At 61.7% G+C, this 22,597-nt stretch carries 16 protein-coding genes; 7 read left to right on the plus strand and 9 right to left on the minus strand.

What is annotated here, in order from left to right:
- Window positions 1-5 precede the first annotated feature (5 nt).
- The 4 genes from pheA to mtnA form a co-directional block, all read right to left on the minus strand.
- Entirely contained in the window at window positions 6-1,100 is a 1,095-nt protein-coding gene (gene pheA / locus BKX96_RS12055; RefSeq protein ID WP_007939916.1) for a prephenate dehydratase, read from the minus strand.
- Window positions 1,100-2,185, minus strand: a complete 1,086-nt coding sequence (serC, locus tag BKX96_RS12060) for a 3-phosphoserine/phosphohydroxythreonine transaminase (RefSeq protein ID WP_046819427.1) — start codon at window positions 2,183-2,185, stop codon at window positions 1,100-1,102. Before serC ends, pheA begins: the two co-directional genes overlap by 1 nt.
- A gap of 246 nt (window positions 2,186-2,431) precedes the next feature.
- Complete coding sequence (gene gyrA, locus BKX96_RS12065) at window positions 2,432-5,086, minus strand: DNA gyrase subunit A (RefSeq protein ID WP_077184019.1); 2,655 nt, start codon at window positions 5,084-5,086, stop codon at window positions 2,432-2,434.
- Window positions 5,087-5,520: 434 nt separating this feature from the next.
- Window positions 5,521-6,597 carry an S-methyl-5-thioribose-1-phosphate isomerase gene (mtnA, locus tag BKX96_RS12070; RefSeq protein ID WP_046819425.1) on the minus strand — a complete coding sequence of 359 codons (1,077 nt, stop codon included), beginning with the start codon at window positions 6,595-6,597 and terminating at the stop codon, window positions 5,521-5,523.
- 108 nt (window positions 6,598-6,705) lie between these two features.
- Between mtnA and BKX96_RS12075 the strand changes: the two genes are divergently transcribed.
- From BKX96_RS12075 to BKX96_RS12095, 5 genes are all read left to right on the plus strand, one after another.
- Window positions 6,706-8,040: a TRZ/ATZ family hydrolase gene (locus BKX96_RS12075; RefSeq protein ID WP_046819424.1), complete on the plus strand. Its 1,335-nt coding sequence runs from the start codon at window positions 6,706-6,708 to the stop codon at window positions 8,038-8,040.
- A gap of 58 nt (window positions 8,041-8,098) precedes the next feature.
- Window positions 8,099-8,797 (plus strand): bifunctional 2-polyprenyl-6-hydroxyphenol methylase/3-demethylubiquinol 3-O-methyltransferase UbiG, encoded by a 699-nt coding sequence (gene ubiG / locus BKX96_RS12080; RefSeq protein ID WP_007973655.1) that lies wholly within the window; start codon window positions 8,099-8,101, stop codon window positions 8,795-8,797.
- A gap of 4 nt (window positions 8,798-8,801) precedes the next feature.
- Window positions 8,802-9,473, plus strand: coding sequence for an N-acetylmuramic acid 6-phosphate phosphatase MupP (mupP, locus tag BKX96_RS12085; protein ID WP_046819423.1), 672 nt, complete (start codon window positions 8,802-8,804; stop codon window positions 9,471-9,473).
- A gap of 175 nt (window positions 9,474-9,648) precedes the next feature.
- Window positions 9,649-10,389 (plus strand): YciK family oxidoreductase, encoded by a 741-nt coding sequence (locus tag BKX96_RS12090; protein ID WP_046819422.1) that lies wholly within the window; start codon window positions 9,649-9,651, stop codon window positions 10,387-10,389.
- 361 nt (window positions 10,390-10,750) lie between these two features.
- Window positions 10,751-11,677, plus strand: a complete 927-nt coding sequence (locus BKX96_RS12095) for a GGDEF domain-containing protein (RefSeq protein WP_077184020.1) — start codon at window positions 10,751-10,753, stop codon at window positions 11,675-11,677.
- Between the two features lie 14 nt (window positions 11,678-11,691).
- On the opposite strand, the gene BKX96_RS12100 is transcribed toward BKX96_RS12095, so the two are convergent.
- The 3 genes from BKX96_RS12100 to BKX96_RS12110 all read right to left on the minus strand — a co-directional run bounded on the left by BKX96_RS12100 (window position 11,692) and on the right by BKX96_RS12110 (window position 16,119).
- Window positions 11,692-13,566, minus strand: coding sequence for an MFS transporter (locus BKX96_RS12100; RefSeq protein WP_077184021.1), 1,875 nt, complete (start codon window positions 13,564-13,566; stop codon window positions 11,692-11,694).
- Between the two features lie 105 nt (window positions 13,567-13,671).
- Window positions 13,672-14,823, minus strand: coding sequence for a TDT family transporter (locus tag BKX96_RS12105; protein WP_077184022.1), 1,152 nt, complete (start codon window positions 14,821-14,823; stop codon window positions 13,672-13,674).
- 105 nt (window positions 14,824-14,928) lie between these two features.
- Window positions 14,929-16,119 (minus strand): MFS transporter, encoded by a 1,191-nt coding sequence (locus tag BKX96_RS12110; RefSeq protein WP_046819418.1) that lies wholly within the window; start codon window positions 16,117-16,119, stop codon window positions 14,929-14,931.
- 127 nt (window positions 16,120-16,246) lie between these two features.
- Between BKX96_RS12110 and BKX96_RS12115 the strand changes: the two genes are divergently transcribed.
- The gene (locus BKX96_RS12115; protein ID WP_077184023.1) at window positions 16,247-16,783 is read left to right on the plus strand and encodes a TetR/AcrR family transcriptional regulator; all 537 of its coding nucleotides are present in this window, start codon (window positions 16,247-16,249) and stop codon (window positions 16,781-16,783) included.
- A gap of 205 nt (window positions 16,784-16,988) precedes the next feature.
- Entirely contained in the window at window positions 16,989-20,459 is a 3,471-nt protein-coding gene (locus BKX96_RS12120; RefSeq protein WP_046819416.1) for a hybrid sensor histidine kinase/response regulator, read from the plus strand.
- Window positions 20,460-20,494: 35 nt separating this feature from the next.
- On the opposite strand, the gene BKX96_RS12125 is transcribed toward BKX96_RS12120, so the two are convergent.
- Both BKX96_RS12125 and BKX96_RS12130 read right to left on the minus strand, forming a co-directional pair.
- Window positions 20,495-21,859, minus strand: a complete 1,365-nt coding sequence (locus BKX96_RS12125) for a DNA recombination protein RmuC (RefSeq protein ID WP_162837845.1) — start codon at window positions 21,857-21,859, stop codon at window positions 20,495-20,497.
- A gap of 175 nt (window positions 21,860-22,034) precedes the next feature.
- The gene (locus BKX96_RS12130; protein WP_077184024.1) at window positions 22,035-22,358 is read right to left on the minus strand and encodes an SEL1-like repeat protein; all 324 of its coding nucleotides are present in this window, start codon (window positions 22,356-22,358) and stop codon (window positions 22,035-22,037) included.
- Window positions 22,359-22,597: the final 239 nt, after the last annotated feature.

Here is a 22,597-nt window from a genome sequence, read left to right on the forward strand (position 1 = left end):
GCCCCTTAGAGAACTGCTTTCGGGTAGGAACCCAGCACTTTGAGTGCTACTGCTTCCTGGCTGATCTTTTCCAGCACACCTTTTACCAGCGGATCGCGGTGGTGGCCGACGAAATCGATGAAGAACACGTAGGTCCATTTACCGCTGCGCGACGGACGGGTCTCGATTCGCGTCAGGTCGATGCCGTTGTCGTGGAACGGCACCAGCAATTCATGCAGCGCACCCGGCTTGTTGCTCATCGAGACAATGATCGACGTTTTGTCGTCGCCGGTCGGCGGCACTTCCTGGTTACCGATCATCAGGAAACGCGTGGAGTTGTCCGGACGGTCCTCGATTTTCTCCGCCAGGCGGGTCAACCCGTAGAGGCCGGCCGCCATGTCGCCGGCAATTGCCGCCGAGTTCCACTCACCCTTGACCCGCTTGGCCGCTTCAGCGTTGCTGGACACCGCCACGCGCTCGACATTCGGGTAATGGGCGTCCAGCCACTTGCGGCACTGGGCCAGGGACTGGGCGTGAGAGTAGATGCGGCTGATGCTGTCGGTCTTGGTGTTTTCACCGACCAACAGGTGATGGTGGATGCGCAGTTCCACTTCACCACAGATCACCATGTCATGCTCAAGGAAGCTGTCGAGGGTGTGGTTGACCGCGCCTTCGGTAGAGTTTTCCACCGGGACCACGCCAAAGTTCACCGCACCTGCCGCCACTTCGCGGAACACTTCGTCGATGGCCGCCATCGGCTTGCTGATCACGGCGTGACCGAAGTGCTTCATGGCCGCGGCCTGGGTAAAGGTGCCTTCAGGGCCGAGGTACGCCACTTTCAGCGGCTGCTCGAGGGCTAGGCACGAGGACATGATTTCGCGGAACAGCCGCGCCATCTCTTCGTTGCCCAGCGGCCCCTGGTTGCGCTCCATGACTCGCTTGAGCACCTGAGCTTCGCGCTCAGGACGATAGAACACCGGCACTTCGCCTTCGGCCAGCGAGGCCATCTTTACTCGCGCAACTTCCTGGGCGCAGCGTGCGCGCTCACTGATCAGTTCCAGGACTTTTTCGTCCAGGGCATCAATGCGCAGGCGCAGTGCCTTGAGTTCTTGCTCAGACATTAGCCATGTTCCTTCTCGAACTCTGCCATGTACGAAACCAGCGCGTTGATCGCGTGGATGTCGACGGCGTTATAGATGGAGGCGCGCATGCCACCCACGGAACGGTGGCCCTTGAGGTTCAGCAGGCCACGCTCGTCGGCACCGGCCAGGAACGGCTTGTCCAGACGGTCGTCCGCCAGGCGGAACGGCACGTTCATCCACGAGCGGTCCGACTTGTTGATCGGGTTGCTGTAGAGGCCGCTGGCGTCGATGAAGTCGTACAGCGTGCGCTGCTTGACGTCATTGAGCTTGCCGATCGCCTCGACACCGCCCTGCTCTTTCAGCCATTCGAACACCAGGCCGGACAGGTACCAGGCCAGGGTCGGCGGGGTGTTGTACATCGAGCCATTGTCGGCCGCGACCTTGTAATTGAGCATGGTCGGGCAAATGGAGCGAGCGCGACCCAGCAGGTCTTCACGCACGATGTTGACGACGATGCCGCTCGGGCCGATGTTTTTCTGGGCGCCGGCGTAGATCATGCCGAAGCGCGAGACATCCACCGGGCGCGAGAGGATGTCCGAGGACATGTCGGCGACCAACGGAACGTCACCGGTCTCGGGAATCCACTGGAATTCCAGGCCGCCGATGGTTTCGTTCGGCGCGTAGTGAACGTAGGCCGCGTCTTTGGACAGCTGCCATTCGTTCTGGCCAGGAATGGCGAAATAGTCGTAGGGCTTGGCAGTGGCGGCAACATTGACGTGGCCGTAGCGCGAAGCTTCCTCGATGGCTTTCTGCGACCAGATACCGGTGTCGATATAGTCCGCAGAGCCGCTTTCCGGCAACAGGTTCAGGGGAATCTGGGCAAATTGCTGGCTGGCGCCGCCCTGCAGGAACAGCACTTTATAGTTCGACGGGATATTCAGCAGATCACGCAGATCCTGCTCGGCCTTGGTGGCGATGGACACGAACTCATCACTGCGATGGCTCATTTCCATGACCGACAGGCCCTTGCCGTGCCAGTCGAGGAGTTCACCCTGGGCGCGCTGCAGGACAGCTTCGGGAAGCGCCGCAGGACCGGCACAGAAGTTATAGGCTCTCTTGCTCACATCCAATCTCGCTCTGATTTGGTGGTATCACGCATAAATCGTTATCAGCCGACACCGGAGCCCTGACGAATCGGGATTCTGTGGGAGCGAGCCTGCTCGCGAATGCATCACCGCGGTGCTTCAGAGGTACCGCGGCGCCTGCATCGCGAGCAGGCTCGCTCCCACAAGGGATCTCCGGAGGTGTCGATATTTCGTTACGGACAAACAACAAGGGGGCGAATTCTCATCCGCCCCCTGCTTACCCGCTTATTCCTGTGGTTCTTCGTCAGCAGCGGCGTCGAGTTGCTGGTCCTCGACGATGTCGTCAATCACGACATTGCCTTCGAACCCGGCACCTTCTTCGCCTTCCAGCTCTTCACCTTCGACTTCCGACGGCTCCTGGACCCGCTCCAGACCAACCAGCGTTTCATCGTTGGCCAGCTTGATCAGGGTCACGCCCTGGGTGTTACGACCCAGGCTGGACACTTCGTCGACTCGAGTACGAACCAGTGTGCCCTGGTCGGAAATCAGCATGATTTCCTCGCCATCGAGCACCTGGACCGCTCCAACCAGACGGCCGTTACGCTCGTTGCTGACCATGGCGATCACGCCCTGGCCACCACGCTTGTACTCAGGGAACTCGGTGATCGCGGTGCGCTTGCCATAACCACGCGCCGAAGCGGTGAGGATCTGGCTGCCTTCTTCCGGGATCAGCATGGAAATCAGCTTCTGCCCTTCCGGCAGGCGCATGCCGCGCACACCGCGGGCGGTACGGCCCATGGCGCGAACGTCGGATTCCTTGAAGCGCGTCACCTTGCCGCCGTCGGAGAACAGCATGACTTCGCGCTCGCCATCGGTAATGGCCGCGGAAATCAGCACGTCGCCTTCGTCCAGCTCCAGCGCGATCAGGCCGACGCTGCGTTGACGGCTGAAGGATTCCAGCGGGGTCTTCTTCACGGTGCCATTGGCGGTGGCCATGAAGATGAAGTGACCTTCGGTGTATTCCTCGACCGGCAGCATGGTGGTGATGTATTCACCGTCATCGAGCGGCAGCAGGTTGACCAGCGGACGACCACGGGCCGCGCGGGACGCTTCCGGGATCTCGTAGGTCTTGAGCCAGTACACCTTGCCTTTGCTGGAGAACAGCAGCAGCGTGGTGTGGCTGTTGGCTACCAGCAGGTGAGCGATGTAGTCCTCATCCTTGACGCCGGTGGCCGACTTGCCTTTACCACCACGACGCTGGGCCTGGTACGCAGCCAGCGGCTGGGTCTTGGCATAGCCACCGTGGGAGATGGTCACAACGCGATCCTCTTCCGGGATCATGTCGCCCAGGGTCAGGTCGAGACGGGCATCGAGAATCTCGGTGCGACGCACGTCGCCGTATTCGGCGCGGATCACTTCCAGTTCTTCGCGGATCACTTCCATCAGGCGCGTGGCGCTGTTGAGGATGCGGATCAGCTCGCCGATCTGGTTGAGGATCTCTTGATACTCGGCCAGCAGCTTTTCGTGCTCCAGGCCGGTCAGGCGATGCAGACGCAGTTCCAGGATGGCTTGCGCCTGCTCTGGCGACAGGAAGTACTTGCCGTCGCGCAGGCCGTATTGCGGGTCGAGGTTTTCCGGACGGCACGAATCGGCACCGGCACGTTCCACCATCGCCACCACAGCCGAGGACTCCCAAGGGGTGCTGACCAGCGCTTCCTTGGCTTCCGACGGGGTTGGCGAGGCCTTGATCAGGGCGATGACCGGGTCGATGTTCGACAGGGCAACCGCTTGACCTTCGAGGATGTGACCACGCTCGCGCGCCTTGCGCAGTTCGAACACGGTACGGCGGGTGACCACTTCGCGACGGTGACGCACGAAGGCTTCCAGCAGGTCCTTGAGGTTCAGGATGCGTGGGCGGCCGTCGATCAGCGCGACGATGTTGATGCCGAATACCGCTTGCAGCTGGGTCTGGGCGTAGAGGTTGTTGAGGATCACCTCAGGCACTTCGCCACGACGCAGCTCGATCACGACGCGCATACCGTCCTTGTCGGACTCGTCGCGCAGCTCGGTGATGCCTTCGAGCTTCTTCTCCTTGACCAGCTCGGCGATCTTCTCGATCAGGCGGGCCTTGTTCAGCTGGTAAGGCAGTTCGGTGATGACGATCTGCTGGCGACCACCGACCTTGTCGATGTCTTCGATCATCGAGCGGGCGCGCATGTAGATGCGGCCGCGACCGGTGCGGTAGGCCTCGATGATGCCGGCGCGACCGTTGATGATCGCAGCGGTCGGGAAGTCTGGACCCGGGATGTATTGCATCAGCTCGTCGACGGTCAGCTCGGGATTGTCGATGAGCGCCAGGCAACCGTCGATGACTTCACCGAGGTTGTGCGGCGGAATGTTGGTCGCCATGCCCACGGCGATACCGCTGGAGCCGTTGACCAGCAGGTTGGGAATACGGGTCGGCATGACCGCCGGGATCATTTCGGTGCCGTCGTAGTTCGGCACCCAGTCCACGGTTTCCTTATGCAGGTCGGCCAGCAGCTCGTGCGCCAGCTTGGTCATGCGCACTTCGGTGTATCGCATGGCCGCGGCGTTGTCGCCGTCCACCGAACCGAAGTTGCCCTGGCCGTCTACCAGCAGGTAGCGCAGGGAGAATGGCTGCGCCATCCGAACGATGGTGTCGTACACCGCGGTATCACCGTGCGGGTGATACTTACCGATCACGTCACCGACAACACGGGCAGATTTCTTGTACGGCTTGTTGAAGTCGTTGCCCAGCTCGCTCATCGCGAACAGCACGCGCCGGTGCACGGGCTTCAAGCCATCGCGCGCATCCGGCAGTGCCCGCCCGACAATTACGCTCATCGCGTAGTCGAGATAGGACTGCTTCAGCTCGTCTTCGATATTGACCGGGAGGATTTCTTTGGCCAGTTCGCCCATGAGAAGCCTGATTCCTTTTTCTGGTGAAACTTCGTCACATCCATATGGGACGAACGAAGCTCGCCGCTGCAGGCTGAGTGCCATGCACCGACTTACGACAAATCAACGAGTTATGCCATGGATCTGCGCAGTGAAGGTCGCCCCGCAGGACTACCTTGGAAACCGCCGGATGTTATCACAAGAGCCGCCACGCACCTATCCCCCTGATGCGCATGGAGCATAGTTAGTTGACCGATGACAGGCTGATAGGAGACGAGAGAGGCTTAGAGCCGCGATGAATGAGAATTCGGGGGGGTGATTCTGGGTTATTCATAGTCTTTCAGGCCCTCTTCGCGAGCAGGCTCGCTCCCACAATGGATCTTTGTCGTGTCGACCATTGCGATCACACCTCGATCACCTGCTCGCGAAGGCGATTTAATAGACACCACAGGTCATCAATGCAGGCGCTTGCGGCACATCAACTGGGTCATTTTCGCGGTATCGGGGCGCTCGACGATGCCTTTTTCGGTGACGATCGCATCGATCAGGTCCGCCGGGGTCACGTCGAACACCGGGTTGAACGCATCGACATCGGCGCCGAGCCGCTGGCCACCTACCTCCAATAGCTCGCGCCCATCCCGCTCCTCGAGCACGATGTCGTCGCCACTGGCCAGGTTCATGTCGATGGTCGAGCTCGGTGCCACTACCATGAATCGCACGCCGTGGTGCATGGCGTTGACCGCCATCTGATAGGTGCCGATCTTGTTGGCCACGTCGCCATTGGCGGTGATGCGGTCCGCGCCGACGACGACCCAGGTGACGCCCTTGATCTTCATGATGTGCGCCGCGGCGGAGTCGGCATGCAGGGTCACCGGAATGCCTTCGTTGGCCAACTCCCAGGCCGTCAGTCGCGAGCCTTGCAGCCATGGACGGGTTTCACTGGCGTACACGCGCTCGACCATGCCCTCGATGAACGCACCGCGAATCACCCCCAGTGCCGTGCCGAAGCCACCGGTGGCCAGTGCACCGGTGTTGCAGTGGGTCATGATCGCCTGGGCGTTGCCCTGGTGCTTGCGGATCAGGTCGACGCCCAGTTGTGCCATGGTCAGGTTGGCTTCACGGTCACTCTCATGAATGGCCAGGGCCTCGGCTTCCAGCACGGACAAGGGGTCCGCGTGTTTTTTCAGGCGATCCAGGCGCTCGCGCATGCGACCCAGCGCCCAGAACAGGTTGACCGCGGTCGGACGGGAATCGGCAAGGAGCGTGAAATCCTCTTCCAGCGCCGCTTGCCAGTGGCCGCCCTCGGCAAACCGGGCGCGCGCTGCCAGTACAACGCCATAGGCGGCACTGATGCCAATGGCCGGCGCGCCGCGCACCACCATCGAGCGAATAGCCTCCGCTACGGCTGCCGAGCTTGTGCAGGCGACCCAGGTTTCCTCGAACGGCAGCACACGCTGATCCAGCAGGTACAGGGCGCCATCACGCCAATCGATGGCTTTCACCTTCTCCGCAGCCAACAGTCGATCGCGCATCAAACACCCCGCAGTCAGAAACAAAAGCCGCCGATTATAGCGATCCCCCGGCGAAGACGCTCGGGTATACTTCGCCATCCTTTATAAAAGCCGTGGAACCGATCCTCGATGCCGAACACTGCCCTTGCGCTCGATCTGTTGTTGCTGCCGACCTGGCTGGTACCCGTCGAACCCGCTGGCGTCGTGCTCAAGGATCATGCCCTGGGCATCCGCGACGGGCGCATCGCGTTCATCGGTCCACGCAGCGCCGCCCTGCAGCTTAACGCAACCGAAGTGCGCGAATTGCCGGACATCCTGCTCAGCCCCGGCCTGATCAACGCCCACGGCCATGCGGCGATGACCCTGTTCCGCGGCCTGGCCGACGACCTGCCGCTGATGACCTGGCTGGAAAACCACATCTGGCCAGCCGAAGCGAAGTGGGTCGACGAGGATTTCGTCCGCGACGGCACGGACCTGGCCATCGCCGAACAACTCAAAGGCGGCATCACCTGCTTCTCTGACATGTATTTCTTCCCGAAGGTTGCCAGCGAGTGCGTGCACAACAGCGGCATTCGCGCACAAATCGCGATTCCGATCCTCGACTTTCCGATCCCGGGCGCCAGCACGGCGGACGAAGCAATTCGCCAGGGTGTCGAGCTGTTTGGCGACCTGAAGCATCACGAACGCATCAAAATCACCTTCGGCCCCCATGCACCCTACACCGTGGGCGATGAAAACCTGGAAAAAATCCGGGTGATCACCGAAGAGCTGGATGCGTCGATCCACATGCATGTGCATGAAACCGCTTTCGAAGTGCAGCAAGCGCTCGAACAGCGCGGTGAACGGCCGCTGGCCCGCCTGGCGCGCCTGGGCCTGCTGGGGCCGCGATTCCAGGCGGTTCACATGACCCAGATCAGCGAGGAAGACCTGGCGCTGCTGGTAGAAAGCAACACCCATGTCATTCACTGCCCGGAATCGAACCTGAAGCTGGCCAGCGGTTTTTGCCCGGTAGAGCGTTTGTGGCAGGCCGGCGTCAACGTGGCCATCGGCACCGACGGCGCCGCCAGCAACAATGACCTGGACCTGCTGGGCGAAACCCGCACCGCCGCCCTGCTGGCCAAGGCTGTCGCGGGTTCGGCCACGGCGTTGGGCGCCCACAGTGCCTTGCGCATGGCCACCCTCAACGGTGCACGCGCACTGGGGATCGAAGCCCAGGTGGGTTCGCTGGAAATCGGCAAGGCCGCCGACATCGTGGCGTTCGATCTCTCGGGCCTGGCCCAGCAGCCGATCTACGACCCGGTTTCGCAGCTTATATATGCGTCCGGCCGCGACTGCGTGAAACACCTTTGGGTCGCGGGCAAGCAACTGCTCGACGACCGTCGCCTGACGCGCCTGGATGAGCAACAACTCGTCGCCACCGCCAAGGCCTGGGGCCTGCGCATCAGCGGCCGCAAAGAATCGTAAGCCCCCCGGACTCACCTCCGGGGCTACAGGATTTTTCAAGTTTTAGAGGACTTAAACCATGAGCAACGTCGACTACGCCGAAATCGCAAAATTCGAAGCCCTGGCCCATCGCTGGTGGGACCGCGAGAGCGAATTCAAACCGCTGCACGACATCAACCCGCTGCGGGTCAACTGGATTGACGAACGCGTCAACCTGGCCGGCAAGAAGGTCCTCGATGTCGGTTGCGGCGGCGGCATCCTCAGCGAGGCCATGGCCCAGCGCGGCGCGACCGTGACAGGCATCGACATGGGCGAAGCGCCGCTGGCGGTGGCACAACTGCATCAGCTGGAATCGGGCGTGAACGTCGAATACCGGCAGATCACCGCCGAAGCCCTGGCCGAGGAAATGCCGGAGCAGTTCGACGTGGTCACCTGCCTGGAAATGCTCGAGCACGTACCCGACCCGTCCTCGGTGATCCGCGCGTGCTTCCGCATGGTCAAGCCGGGCGGCCAGGTGTTCTTCTCCACCATCAACCGCAACCCGAAGGCTTACCTGTTCGCCATCGTCGGCGCCGAATACATCATGAAGTTGTTGCCACGCGGCACCCACGACTTCAAGAAATTCATCCGCCCTTCCGAGCTCGGCGCCTGGAGCCGCATGGCCGGCCTGACCGTCAAGGACATCATCGGCCTGACCTACAACCCGTTGACCAAGCATTACAAACTGGCGGCCGACGTGGACGTCAACTACATGATCCAGACTTTGCGCGAGGAGTAAGCCGATGCGTATTAGAGCAGTTCTTTTCGACATGGACGGCACCCTGCTCGACACCGCGCCGGACTTCATTGCGATTTGCCAGGCGATGCGTGCCGACCGTGGGTTGCCGCCAATCAATGACAAGCACATCCGCGACGAAATCTCCGGCGGCGCCAAGGCGATGGTCGCAGTGACCTTCGCCATGGACCCGGAATCGCCGGGTTTCGAGGCGTTGCGCCTGGAGTTCCTCGAGCGCTACCTCGTTGGCTGCGCGGTTCACAGCAAGCTGTTCGACGGCATGGGCGAACTGCTGGCCGACATCGAGAAGGCCAACCTGATCTGGGGCGTGGTCACCAACAAGCCGCTGCGTTTCGCCGAACCGATCATGCAGCAACTGGGGCTGGCCGAGCGCTCGGCGCTGCTGATCTGCCCGGACCATGTGAAGAACAGCAAGCCTGATCCGGAGCCGCTGATCCTCGCCTGCAAGATGCTCGACCTCGACCCGGCCAGCGTGCTGTTCGTGGGCGATGACTTGCGCGATATCGAATCGGGGCGCGATGCCGGCACCAGGACGGCGGCCGTGACGTTCGGTTATATCCACCCGGACGACAATCCGCGGCATTGGGGTGCGGATGTGGTGGTCGATCATCCGCTGGAGTTGCGCAAGGTTCTGGATAGCGCTTTGTGTAGCTGCTGAGAGCCGGTTCCTGATTTTTGGAATACGGCGTGAATGCTGACGCCTTCGCGGGCAAGCCCGCTCCTACAAGGCCCGGGGTGATCACAAATTCTCTACCCTCAACCGGACCTGTGGGAGCGGGCTTGCCCGCGAATGGCCGCGCCGCGATCTGTCGTCTGTTTTCGTGAGGTTTTTCATGTTTGATTATTCCGCCCGCCCCGATCTGCTCAAAGGCCGGGTCATCCTGGTCACCGGCGCTGGCCGCGGCATTGGTGCCGCCGCCGCCAAAACCTATGCCGCCCATGGCGCCACCGTCCTGTTGCTGGGCAAGACCGAAGCCAACCTGACCCAGGTCTACGACGAGATCGAAGCGGCCGGCCATCCGCAACCGGCGGTGATCCCGTTCAACCTCGAAACCGCCCTGCCCCATCAGTATGATGAGCTGGCCGCGATGATCGAAGGCGAATTCGGCCACCTCGATGGTTTGCTGCACAACGCGTCGATCATCGGCCCCCGCACCCCGATCGAACAGCTGTCAGGCGAAAACTTCATGCGCGTCATGCAGGTCAACGTCAACGCCATGTTCATGTTGACGAGCACCCTGTTGCCACTGCTCAAGCTGTCCCAGGATGCCTCCGTGGTGTTCACCTCCAGCAGCGTTGGCCGCAAGGGCCGCGCATACTGGGGCGCCTACGGTGTCTCGAAATTCGCCACCGAAGGCCTGATGCAAACCCTGGCCGACGAAGTCGACAACGTGGCGCCAGTGCGCTCCAACAGCATCAATCCGGGAGCCACCCGCACCAGCATGCGCGCCCAGGCGTATCCCGGGGAAAACCCGCTGAACAACCCGACCCCTGAGGAGATCATGCCGGTCTACCTCTACCTGATGGGCCCTGACAGTACCGGTATCAACGGCCAGGCGTTCAACGCCCAATAATACCGTACGTCGCTTTTGTGCCGCGTCGGCTTCCCGGCGCGGTACTCCAGCGACAGCTCATTTTTGGTCAAACAACCGTCGCACTTTTTCTCTGCCCAGCGTTAGCCAACCACAACTAATTGATTAACAAAGATTTTTGTTTAAATCGGGTAAATGGCACGACTTTCGCTCCGGTTTTGCCCAGACACGCTGCGGAAAAGCAGAGGGGGCGACGCCAAATTGCAGATTACTCATCTGCAATAAAGCAGATTAAGCTTGTACGAAATGTCCTACGGGACTGACGGACCAGTTCGACGCGCAGCCTTGAGACTGCTCGCACCCAGCTTGTAAGACAGTCTTACTGCTCAAGGGCGCGCGCCATATGAAATCACCTTCCCAGACCAACGCAATTGACTTCGATAGCGCCAAATTGCAACGCCTGGGCTTTGGTCAGCAGCCACCCATTCTGGAGAGGCCCGTCAGCGCTGCTCAGTTGCGCCAGCAATTGAACCTGCAGCTGCAAACCAGCCTTGAGCCTCAACGCATACTCGGGTTGTTCTACCGCGAAATCCAGCGGTTGGTCCCGCTCGATGCCTTGAGCTATCAGCACCAGAGCAGTGACTTGCGCCTGGAATTCGGCCTGCGGGGCCACCACTCGATCAGCTACAGCCTGAGCCACGAAGGCGAGCACCTGGGCGAACTGATCTTTCGCCGCAACCAGCGTTTCAGCGAGCAGGAACAGGGCTACCTGGAATCTCTGCTGGCCGCGCTGCTCTTCCCTATGCGCAATACCCTGCTGTACCGCGCCGCCACCCAAAGCGCGTTGCGCGACCCGCTGACGGACACCGGCAATCGCATCGCCATGGACCAGACGCTGCAGCGGGAAATCGAGCTGGCACGACGTCACATGCAACCCCTGTCCTTGTTGATGCTGGACATCGATCACTTCAAGCAGGTCAACGACACCCATGGGCACGGCGCCGGCGATGACGTACTCAAGGCGGTGGCGGCCTCAATCAAGAATCAGTTGCGCAACGTCGACATGGTGTTTCGCTACGGTGGCGAAGAGTTCCTGATACTGCTGTCCAACACCAGCCGGGAAGCGGCAGCCCTGGTCGGCGAACGCCTGCGGTGCGCAGTGCAGGCCGAGGATTATCCAGCCAATGGCTGCACGGTCGAGCTGACCGTCAGCCTCGGCTGCTCGACCCTGCTGCCCGGAGAATCTGCCGAGAGCCTGCTGCGCAGGGCCGACAGCGCGCTGTATGTGGCCAAGCGCGAGGGGCGCAATCGCTTGACGATGGCGGGGTGATATCCCCGCACAACTCACCGCAACGTGCCACGCAGCTCACCCACCATGGCCTGCAGCCTGGCAGGCTGCGCCGCTTCAACGGCCACCATCGGCCCCGCCACCAGCGTCACCCGCGACCACAACCGGCGGAACAGCCCCTTGCCCGGATCACGGCTGAAGAAACTCCCCCACAGCCCTTGCAATGCCAGGGGAATGACCGGCACCGGGGTTTCTTCGAGAATGCGCGTGAGCCCGCCCTTGAACTCGTTGATCTCGCCATCGGCGGTCAATTTGCCCTCAGGGAAGATGCACACCAACTCGCCGTTTTTCAGGTATTGGGCGATGCGAGTGAAGGCCTTCTCGTAGATCTGGATATCTTCCTGACGGCCCGCGATCGGAATCGTCCCCGCGGTGCGAAAGATGAAATTGAGCACCGGCAGGTTATAGATCTTGTAGTACATCACAAAGCGGATCGGCCGACGCACCGCACCGCCAATCAGCAAGGCATCGACGAACGACACGTGATTGCACACCAGCAGCGCCGCCCCCTCATCGGGAATCAGGTCCAGGTTGCGATGCTCCACGCGGTACATGGAATGGCTGAGCAGCCAGATCATGAAACGCATGGTGAACTCGGGCACGATCTTGAAGATGTAGGCATTGACGCCGATGTTGAGCAACGACACCACCAGGAACAACTGCGGGATCGACAGCTGGACCATGCTCAGCAGAATGATCGAGACAATCGCCGACACCACCATGAACAGCGCGTTGAGAATGTTGTTGGCGGCGATCACCCGGGCCCGCTCATGCTCGGCGGTGCGTGACTGGATCAGGGCGTACAACGGCACGATGTAGAAACCGCCGAACACCCCCAGGCCGAGAATATCGAGCAGCACCAGCCAGGTGTGGCCGAAACCGAGAATCTCGATCCAGCCATGGCCCAGGGCACTGTCGGGAATCCCGCCGGAATGCCACCACAGCAACAAGCCAAACACGGTCAGGCCGAACGAGCCGAACGGCACCAAGCCGATTTCGACTTTACGCCCGGAGAGTTTTTCGCAAAGCATCGAACCCACGGCGATGCCGACCGAGAACACCGTCAGGATCAAGGTCACGACGGTTTCATCGCCGTGCATCCATTCCTTGGCATAGGCCGGTATCTGCGTCAGGTAGATCGCCCCGACAAACCAGAACCATGAGTTGCCGACAATCGAACGCGACACTGCCGGGGTCTGCCCCAGGCCCAGCTTCAGCGTGGCCCAGGACTGGCTGAAGATGTTCCAGTTCAGGCGCATCTCTGGCGTGGCCGCTGCCGCCCGCGGAATACCGCGGCTGGCCAGGTAACCGAGCACGGCGATGGCGATGATCGCGGTGGAAACGATCGGTGCGTAATGAGTGGACGACATCATGATGCCGGCGCCGATGGTCCCGGCCAGGATCGCCAGGAAGGTGCCCATTTCCACCAGGCCGTTGCCACCTACCAGTTCGTCCTCATGCAGGGCCTGGGGCAGGATCGAGTACTTCACCGGCCCGAACAGCGCCGAGTGCGTGCCCATGGCAAACAGCGCCAACAGCATCAACGACAGGTGATCGAACAGGAAGCCCACCGCGCCCACCGCCATGATGACGATTTCCCCAAGCTTGATCAGGCGGATCAGCGCGTCCTTGGCGAACTTCTCGCCGAACTGCCCGGCCAGCGCCGAGAACAGGAAAAACGGCAGGATGAACAGTAGCGCACACAGGTTGACCCAGATCGAACGGTCACCGTCGATCGACAGCTTGTAAAGGATGGCGAGGATCAACGACTGCTTGAAGATGTTGTCGTTGAACGCCCCGAGGGACTGGGTCACGAAGAACGGCAGGAAACGCCGGGTGCGCAGCAAGGTGAATTGTGAAGGGTGACTCATCGTCCATGTGTCCCTGAAGCTTATGAGTAGGTAGCGAGTGGCGTGGGTACATTGATTGGAATGTCGCACGTCGATCCAGGCCACACATTACCTAATCTTTTCAGGTTATTTCTTCAATCCTGCAATACACGGCGAGACAAACAGCTCGCCACGCCAGGCACCTTGCACGGTACGCCGGGCGACGATCAGCCACATCACGATCAGCAGGCTCACCAGCACACAACCGAAGACACTGAAAAACGCCAGGTGCAGCGTGCTGGCCAGTTTCAACGTTGCCAGGGAATAGACGCCCAACGGAAAGGTGAAACCCCACCAGCCGAGATTGAACGGAATGCCGCCACGCAGATAACGCAGGGTGATCAGTACGGCCATCAACATCCACCACAGGCCAAAGCCCCACAGCGTGATCCCGGCAACCAGGCCCAGCCCCGCCGCAATTTCACCCACGCCCGGCAAGCCATTGGCGGCGAAAATTGCTGGCGCATCCGCACCCAACAGCAACATGCCCAGGGCCCCGGTACCGATCGGCCCGAGCGCCAGCCAGCTAGAAGCGGCCATGTTTTCGTGGGGCAGTTTATGCAGCGCCATGCGCAGCAACAGGATCGTCAGGATGCTGAACGCCACCGGCAAAGAAAATGCCCAGAGCACATAGCTGGTCACCAGCATCACCAGTTGCGAATGGGCATCGACCAGGTGCGGCGCCAGCAGGCCACCGCTGGCCGCCGCCACTTCCGCCGCGACCACCGGCAACAGCCAAACCGCCGTCATCTGGTCAATGCTGTGTTCCTGGCGGGTGAACATCAGGTAGGGAATCAGCACGCCGCATGCCAGCGACATCGCCACATCCAGCCACCATAGCGTCTCGGCCAGCGCGATCACGCCGTCGCCCCAGCGCGGCAAACCGAACACCAGGAAACCGTTGATGATGGTCGCCAGGCCCATGGGGATCGTGCCGAAAAACATCGAGACCGTGGAGTGGCCGAAAATCCGCCGCGCCTCATCGAAAAACATCGCCCACCGCGCCGCGTACAGCAGGGTGAACAACAGGAACAGAAAGATATTGAACAGCCAAAGACCTTCGGCAATGACGCGCAGAACGGGATGGGCAACGGGTAGTTGCGCCAGCGCCAAGGCCAGCACGCCGGTGCCCATGGTGGCGGCGAACCAGTTAGGGGTGAACTGGCGGATGACCTCGCGCGGGTGCTGCAAATGGCTGAACGGTTTGATACCGGGCTTGATGGTGTCGGGGCATGTCATGGCGAACTCCTCTCCTCTGGTGAGGTGGAGCCCATCATAGATCCGGATCGAATATCGATATAACGGGTAATATCTCTATATCTTATCTATTTTACGAATAAGCCATCAATCGCCTGCGACACACACCTTAGCCGCTCGCTGACGCCACGCCATCAGCAAGGCGCCGATGGACAGGACAATCAGCCCCACTCCATAACCATCGGCAGTCGCCACCAGGCCGAACGTATGCGTCAGGTTACCGGCCAGGAACGACGGCAGGCAGAACGCCAGGTAGCTGAGCACGTAATACGCCGACATCAATCCGGCCCGCTCATGGGGCAAGGCCAGCGGCACCAGGCTGCGCACGGCTCCGAGGAAACCGGCACCGAAGCCACAGCCAGCGACAAGCGTGCCAAGGAAAAACAGCGGCAGACTGGCGCCGTGCACGCCCAGCAGGATCAGCACGATACCGCTCGGCAGTAGACTTGTGCCCAGTTGCAGCGCTTTGGCGGCGGATTGATTGCGCAGGGTGAAAATCATCGCCGCACCGGTCAACGTCAAGGCTGCGACCGTTGCTCCGCCAATCAGGTTCGAGGTCGAACCGGTGGCCGTACGCACCAGCGACGGCGCCAGCGATGCGTAAAAACCGCCGAGCGCCCAGGTCGCCACATTGAGCGGCAGGACCCGCCACAAAGTTGAGCGCGCTTGAACGGGCACATGCAGTGTCGGTCGCAACGATGCCCATGCCCCGGGCTGTGGCGATACGCTCTCTGGTAAACGCCAGACATACACGGCCTGCAACACAAACAGGGCGAGCAGCAGCCAGTAAGTCAACTGCAGGGGCGCCGGCGCAAACTCCGCCAACAGGCCGCAACCCATGCTGCCCATGGCCATGCCGAGCAAGGGCGCAACGCTGTTGATCAGCGCCCCCTGCTGGCGATCGACATCCAACAAAGAGGCACTGAGCACGGCTGTCGCCATGCCGGTGGCGAACCCTTGCAACACCCGCGCACCGATCAGCCAGGCGACGCTATCAGCGTAAATGAACACCAGCATCGCCACGCTATTGAGCACGACAGCCGTGAAAATCACCGGCTTGCGCCCCAGGTAATCCGAGAGCGAACCCACCGTCAGCAGCGCGGCCAGCAGGCTGAGGGCGTACACGCCGAAAATCAGCGTGAGCATGGCAGCCGAAAACTGCAGCTGCTCCTGATACAGGTGATACAAAGGCGTCGGCGCCGTGGAAGCCGCCAAAAACCCGAGCAAAGTGATGGCCAGGAACCACAGGCTTGCACGGTTAGAATGAGAACGGGACATGGGCACACTCCGCAAAAGCTAATTTTTTGCTTTTGCGGAGTGTGCTACCGGCTTGCGCTTAAAGCAAATTCTTTGTGTTAAGGTCCGGTACATGGCCCCACAGAGCCCGCGAAACAGGAAACATGCGATGACAGCGCCCACTTTACGCCCCGGCGGCCGCAGTGCCCGGGTTCAGGAATCGATCCATACCGCCGTGCGCGAACTGCTCGAAGAGCAAGACCGCGCCAGCGTCACCGTGCCGCAGATCGCTGCGCGGGCAGGCGTCACGCCCTCGACCATCTATCGACGCTGGGGCGATTTGTCGGCGCTGCTGGCAGACGTCGCCCTGGCCCGCATGCAGCCGGAAACCGAGTCAGCCAACACCGGCAGCCTGGCGGGCGATATTCGAGCCTGGGCGGACCAATACCTCGACGAGATGAGTTCCGCGCCTGGCCGCAACATGCTGCGTGACGTGCAATCGAGCCTGAAACCGAGCTATTGCGCGACCATCATTGGCGGTCAATTGCAGGTGATTCTGGATCGCTATCCGGACCAGCCGAAACCCGGTGTCGATCGGTTGATCAACATGGTGGCGGCACCCATCGTGTTTCGTATCCTGTTTTCCGAGGCGCCGCTGGAAGGTGAGGAGTTGCATCGGTTGATCGAGATTGCGTTGAATCAGTGACGACGCCATTCGCGAGCAAGCCCGCTCCCACAGGAGATAGCGATCCCCTGTAGAGGCCTGATCGAACACCCGAGGTCCAAGGGCCATCTCTCCTGCGACACCCCGCCACGCCACGACCTTGGTCGACACTGACTAACCCCAGCCATCGTGCGAGACTGTCTGTCCGGGCGGGAGGCTCGGGTGTCTTTGGTTGCCTGGAGTTCCCATGTCGCTGTCCAGCGGGCTGATTGCTATCGTCGCCCTGGCCTATATGGCCATCATGTTCGCCATCGCCTTCTACGGTGACCGTCGCAGCGCGCCCCTGCCGCCGCGAGTGCGAGCCTGGGTCTACAGCCTGTCACTGGCGGTCTACTGCACCAGCTGGACGTTCTTCGGCGCGGTGGGCCAGGCGGCCGAGCAACTCTGGTCTTTCCTGCCGATCTACCTCGGGCCGATCCTGTTGCTGATCGGCGCGCCGTGGGTCCTGCAGAAAATGGTGATGATCAGCAAGCAGGAGAACATCACCTCCATTGCCGACTTCATTGCCGCCCGCTACGGCAAGTCGCAATCCCTGGCGGTGGTGGTGGCCCTGATCTGCCTGGTCGGCGTGTTGCCCTACATCGCGTTGCAGCTCAAGGGCATCGTGCTCGGGGTGAACCTGCTGATCGGTGCCGGCGCCGATGCCATGGGGGTTCGCGCGCAGGATACGGCGCTGGTGGTGTCCCTGGTGCTGGCGCTGTTCACCATTGTCTTTGGCACGCGCAACCTCGACGCCACGGAACACCACCGCGGCATGGTGCTGGCGATTGCGTTCGAATCGCTGGTCAAGCTGTTCGCTTTCCTCGCGGTGGGCGCCTACGTGACCTTCGGGCTGTACGACGGCTTCGACGACCTGTTCGACCAGGCCATGCTCGCCCCGCGCCTGGAAGAATACTGGAAGGAAACCATCAACTGGCCATCGATGGTGGTGCAGACCGGCGTGGCGATGATGGCGATCATCTGCCTGCCGCGGCAGTTCCACGTCACCGTGGTCGAGAACATCGACCCGCAGGATCTGCGCCTGGCCAAATGGGTATTCCCGGCCTACCTGGCCCTGGCGGCCCTGTTCGTCGTGCCGATCGCGCTGGCGGGCCAGATGATGCTGCCCAGTTCGGTATTGCCGGATTCCTTCGTCATCAGCCTGCCGCTGGCCCAGGCGCATCCGGCCCTGGCGCTGCTGGCCTTCATCGGCGGCGCATCGGCGGCCACCGGCATGGTGATCGTGGCCAGCGTGGCGCTGTCGACCATGGTCTCCAACGACATGCTGCTGCCGTGGCTACTGCGGCGCAACAATGCCGAGCGCCCGTTCGAGGTGTTCCGCCAGTGGATGCTGTCGGTGCGCCGGGTCAGCATCGTGGTCATCCTGCTGCTGGCCTACGTCAGTTATCGCCTGCTGGGCTCGACCGCCAGCCTGGCGACCATCGGCCAGATCGCCTTCGCCGCCGTGACGCAACTGGCGCCGGCGATGCTCGGCGCGCTGTACTGGAAACAGGCCAACCGCCGCGGCGTCTTCGCCGGCCTCGCCGCGGGCACATTCCTGTGGTTCTACACGCTGATCCTGCCGATTGCGGCCCACAGCCTCGGTTTGTCCCTGAGCAGTTTCCCGGGCCTGGCGTGGCTGCACAGCAACCCGCTGAACCTGCCGATCACCCCGCTGACCCAGGGCGTGGTGCTGTCCCTGGCGGGCAACTTCACGTTGTTCGCCTGGGTCTCGGTGCTGTCGCGCACCCGTGTGTCGGAGCACTGGCAAGCAGGTCGGTTCATCGGCCAGGAAATCAGTGCCCGGCCCAGCGCCCGCTCGATGCTCGCGGTACAGATCGACGATCTGCTGCAACTGGCCGCACGCTTCGTCGGTGAAGAACGCGCCCGGCAGAGCTTCATCCGTTTTGCCTACCGCCAGGGCAAGGGCTTCAATCCGAACCAGAACGCCGACGGTGAATGGATCGCCCACACCGAACGCCTGCTCGCCGGTGTGCTGGGGGCTTCATCGACTCGCGCCGTGGTGAAAGCCGCCATCGAAGGCCGGGAAATGCAGCTTGAGGACGTGGTGCGCATCGCCGACGAAGCCTCGGAAGTCCTGCAGTTCAACCGCGCGCTGCTGCAAGGGGCGATCGAGAACATCACCCAGGGCATCAGCGTGGTCGACCAGTCGCTGAAACTGGTGGCCTGGAACCGTCGCTACCTGGAGCTGTTCAACTACCCGGACGGCCTGATCAGCGTCGGCCGCCCGATTGCCGATATCATCCGTTACAATGCCGAGCGCGGTTTGTGCGGCCCCGGCGAAGCGGAAGTGCACGTTGCCCGTCGCCTGCACTGGATGCGCCAGGGCCGCGCCCACACCTCCGAACGGCTGTTTCCCAACGGCCGGGTGATCGAGTTGATCGGCAACCCGATGCCCGGCGGCGGTTTCGTCATGAGTTTCACCGACATTACCGCGTTCCGCGAAGCCGAGCAGGCGTTGACCGAGGCCAACGAGGGCCTGGAACAGCGCGTCACCGAGCGCACCCACGAGCTGTCGCAACTCAACGTGGCCCTGACCGAAGCCAAGGGTACCGCCGAGGCGGCGAACCAGTCGAAAACCCGGTTCCTGGCTGCCGTCAGCCATGACCTGATGCAACCGCTGAATGCCGCCCGCCTGTTCTCCGCCGCCCTTTCCCATCAGGACGACGGCTTGTCCGCCGAGGCGCAAAAACTGGTCCAGCACCTGGACAGCTCGCTGCGTTCGGCCGAGGACCTGATCAGCGACTTGCTGGATATTTCCCGCCTGGAAAACGGCAAGATCAATCCGGATGCCAAGCCGTTCGCGGTCAATGAGTTGTTCGACACCCTGGGCGCCGAGTTCAAGGCACTGGCCCAGGACCAGGGACTGGAGTTTCGGGTCAGGAGCAGTACGTTGCGCATCAATAGCGACATAAAGTTGTTGCGGCGCATCCTGCAGAACTTCCTGACCAATGCTTTTCGTTACGCCAAAGGGCCGATATTGCTGGGTGTGCGCCGCCGCCAGGGTGAGTTGTGCCTGGAAGTCTGGGACCGCGGGCCAGGCATTCCGGAAGACAAGCAACAGGTGATCTTCGAAGAATTCAAACGCCTGGACAGCCATCAGACCCGCGCCGAAAAGGGTCTTGGGCTGGGGCTGGCGATCGCCGACGGACTCTGTCGAGTGCTGGGGCACAAGCTGCGCGTGCGCTCGTGGCCGGGGCGCGGCAGTGTGTTCAGCGTCAGCGTCCCCCTGGCCCGCGCGCAAGCGGCGCTGCCGGCCAAGGCGGCCGAACTCAACGGCAAGTTGCCCAGTGGCGCCCATGTGCTGTGCATCGACAATGAAGACAGCATCCTGATCGGCATGAACAGCTTGCTCACCCGCTGGGGCTGCCAGGTCTGGACCGCACGTAACCGCCAGGAGTGCATGACGCTGCTTGCCGACGGGTTGCGCCCGCAACTGGCGCTGGTGGACTACCACCTGGACGATGGCGAAACCGGCACCGAACTGATGGCCTGGCTGCGCACCCGCTTGGGCGAGCCGGTCCCCGGCGTGGTGATCAGCGCCGACGGTCGACCCGAGACGATGGCCCAGGTGCACGCGGCGGGGCTCGACTACTTGGCCAAACCGGTGAAACCGGCGGCGTTGCGGGCATTGTTGAGTCGGCATTTGCCGTTGTAATGTCAAAAAGATCGCAGCCTGCGATCTTTTGATCTTTATTCCGGCAACTCGACCAACCCGTCCACATCAGTCATCGCCCGCTCCAACAAATCCGCCGGCAGGCTCTTGCTCGCCCGCGCGCCCAGCAACTTGAGTTGCTCGCTACGGCTGACCAGGTTGCCCCGCCCTTCTGTCAGCTTGTTGCGCGCCGAGCTGTAGGCCTTGTCCAATTGCTGCAAGCGATTGCCGACTTCGTCCAGATCCTGGATGAACAGCACGAACTTGTCGTACAGCCACCCGGCCCGCTCGGCGATTTCCCGGGCGTTCTGGCTTTGCCGCTCCTGCTTCCACAAGCTGTCGATGACCCGCAGGGTTGCCAGCAGCGTGGTCGGGCTGACGATCACGATGTTGCGGTCGAACGCTTCCTGGAACAGCGTCGGCTCAGCCTGCAACGCGGCGGAAAACGCCGCTTCGATCGGCACGAACAGCAAGACGAAGTCGAGGCTGTGCAAGCCGTCGAGACGCTTGTAGTCCTTGCCGGCCAAGCCCTTGACATGATTTCGCAGGGACAGCACATGCTGCTTGATGGCAATCTGGCCGATGGCTTCGTCTTCGGCAGCCACGTATTGCTGATAGGCCGTCAGGCTGACCTTGGAATCGACCACCACCTGTTTGTCGCCCGGCAGGTAGATGATGACATCCGGCTGGAAACGCTCGCCATCCGGGCCCTTGAGATTGACCTGGGTCTGGTACTCGCGGCCCTTCTCGAGCCCCGCATGCTCGAGCACACGTTCCAGGATCAGTTCGCCCCAGTTGCCCTGGGTTTTCTGCCCTTTCAGGGCGCGGGTCAGGTTGGTGGCCTCGTCGCTCAGGCGCAGATTGAGTTGTTGCAGGCGCTCCAGCTCCTTGGCCAGGGAGAAGCGCTCCCGGGCTTCGGCCTGATAACTTTCCTCGACGCGTTTTTCAAAAGACTGGATACGCTCCTTCAACGGATCGAGCAGTTGACCCAGGCGCTGCTGGCTGGTCTCGGCAAAACGCTGCTCGCGCTCGTCGAAAATTTTTCCCGCCAGCTCGGCGAACTGCGCCCGCAGCTCGTCCCGCGAGCCCTGCAGGTCGTTGAGGCGCTGCTGATGGCTTTCCTGCTGCTCGCGCAGCTCGGCGTTGAGGGACGCGGCCTGAGCGTCAAGGCGGCGCAATTCAGCCTCTTTGCCGGCGCGTTCGATATTCCAGGCATGGGCCGCATCGCGGGCATCGTCACGCTCGATTTGCAGCAGTTCGACCTCACGCCGCACCGCGGCGAGGTCTGCCTGTTTGGCGGCGTTGGCCTGTGCGAGATCGGCGATTTCATCGCGACAGGCCTCGAGTTGCGCATTCAAGCCATCCTGCGCCAGATGCGCCGTGGCCAGGCGCTCTTCCAGCAGCGTCGCCTGGGCCTGGGCAGTGCTCGCCCGGCGTTGCAGTTGCCAGGCCAACACCAGCAACGGCAGCGCCGCACCCGCCAGCCCCAGCAATGCGCTGGTCAAGTCCATAGCCATAGCCACTCCTGCCATTGAAATAAAGCCTGAAGGTTAACCAAGGCGTCAGGTCTTGGACAGCTCAGTCTTCGATCAGGCCCAGTTCCTGCTGCGCACGCAAGTCCCCTGCCCTTGCGGCCTGGCGCAAGAGATCCTGGCCAATCCGGCGATCGCGGGCGTTACCGCATTCCCGGCACATCAGTTGCCCCAGCCGTCCCTGTGCAGCGACGACACCTTCACGCGCCGGTTGCTTGAGCAAATGTCCGGCGATGTGTTTGACGTTCGGGTTTTCGCCCAGGCGCGGGCTGTCCAGCAGCCACTCGGCCACCCGCATCGAAAAGCGCTTGGGTGAGGCGACGGTGGACGATTTGTCGGAGGAGGAAGGAGGTGGTGTACGAAACTTCATAAAGCACTGTGGGCAGATCGGAAGGCGCGCCACTCTACTCTCTTTTTCTTACAGGTAAAGCCGAAAAAAACCCGGCACGCCCGTCCTAGAGCAAGCGCTCGGGACAATCCACAGAAGCTGTGGATAACTCAGTGGACAACCGTCATTGAACTCGCGCAAAGGCTTATGGAATGGGGCCTGCAGTCAAACTGACGATTTTTTCACCAGTAAAAAAAAGCGATGTTTTTCATTGACTTAAA

Origin of the sequence: Pseudomonas putida (genome assembly GCF_001976065.1) — a bacterium.
GTDB classification, from domain to species: Bacteria; Pseudomonadota; Gammaproteobacteria; order Pseudomonadales; family Pseudomonadaceae; genus Aquipseudomonas; species Aquipseudomonas serbica.

Coding starts and splice junctions, on each gene's coding strand:
- pheA (WP_007939916.1), bottom strand. CDS start 1,100: ATGTCTGAGCAAGAACTCAAGGCACTGCGCCTGCGCATTGATGCCCTG.
- gyrA (WP_077184019.1), bottom strand. CDS start 5,086: ATGGGCGAACTGGCCAAAGAAATCCTCCCGGTCAATATCGAAGACGAG.
- mtnA (WP_046819425.1), bottom strand. CDS start 6,597: ATGCGCGATCGACTGTTGGCTGCGGAGAAGGTGAAAGCCATCGATTGG.
- BKX96_RS12075 (WP_046819424.1), top strand. CDS start 6,706: ATGCCGAACACTGCCCTTGCGCTCGATCTGTTGTTGCTGCCGACCTGG.
- ubiG (WP_007973655.1), top strand. CDS start 8,099: ATGAGCAACGTCGACTACGCCGAAATCGCAAAATTCGAAGCCCTGGCC.
- mupP (WP_046819423.1), top strand. CDS start 8,802: ATGCGTATTAGAGCAGTTCTTTTCGACATGGACGGCACCCTGCTCGAC.
- BKX96_RS12090 (WP_046819422.1), top strand. CDS start 9,649: ATGTTTGATTATTCCGCCCGCCCCGATCTGCTCAAAGGCCGGGTCATC.
- BKX96_RS12095 (WP_077184020.1), top strand. CDS start 10,751: ATGAAATCACCTTCCCAGACCAACGCAATTGACTTCGATAGCGCCAAA.
- BKX96_RS12100 (WP_077184021.1), bottom strand. CDS start 13,566: ATGAGTCACCCTTCACAATTCACCTTGCTGCGCACCCGGCGTTTCCTG.
- BKX96_RS12105 (WP_077184022.1), bottom strand. CDS start 14,823: ATGACATGCCCCGACACCATCAAGCCCGGTATCAAACCGTTCAGCCAT.
- BKX96_RS12110 (WP_046819418.1), bottom strand. CDS start 16,119: ATGTCCCGTTCTCATTCTAACCGTGCAAGCCTGTGGTTCCTGGCCATC.
- BKX96_RS12115 (WP_077184023.1), top strand. CDS start 16,247: ATGACAGCGCCCACTTTACGCCCCGGCGGCCGCAGTGCCCGGGTTCAG.
- BKX96_RS12120 (WP_046819416.1), top strand. CDS start 16,989: ATGTCGCTGTCCAGCGGGCTGATTGCTATCGTCGCCCTGGCCTATATG.
- BKX96_RS12130 (WP_077184024.1), bottom strand. CDS start 22,358: ATGAAGTTTCGTACACCACCTCCTTCCTCCTCCGACAAATCGTCCACC.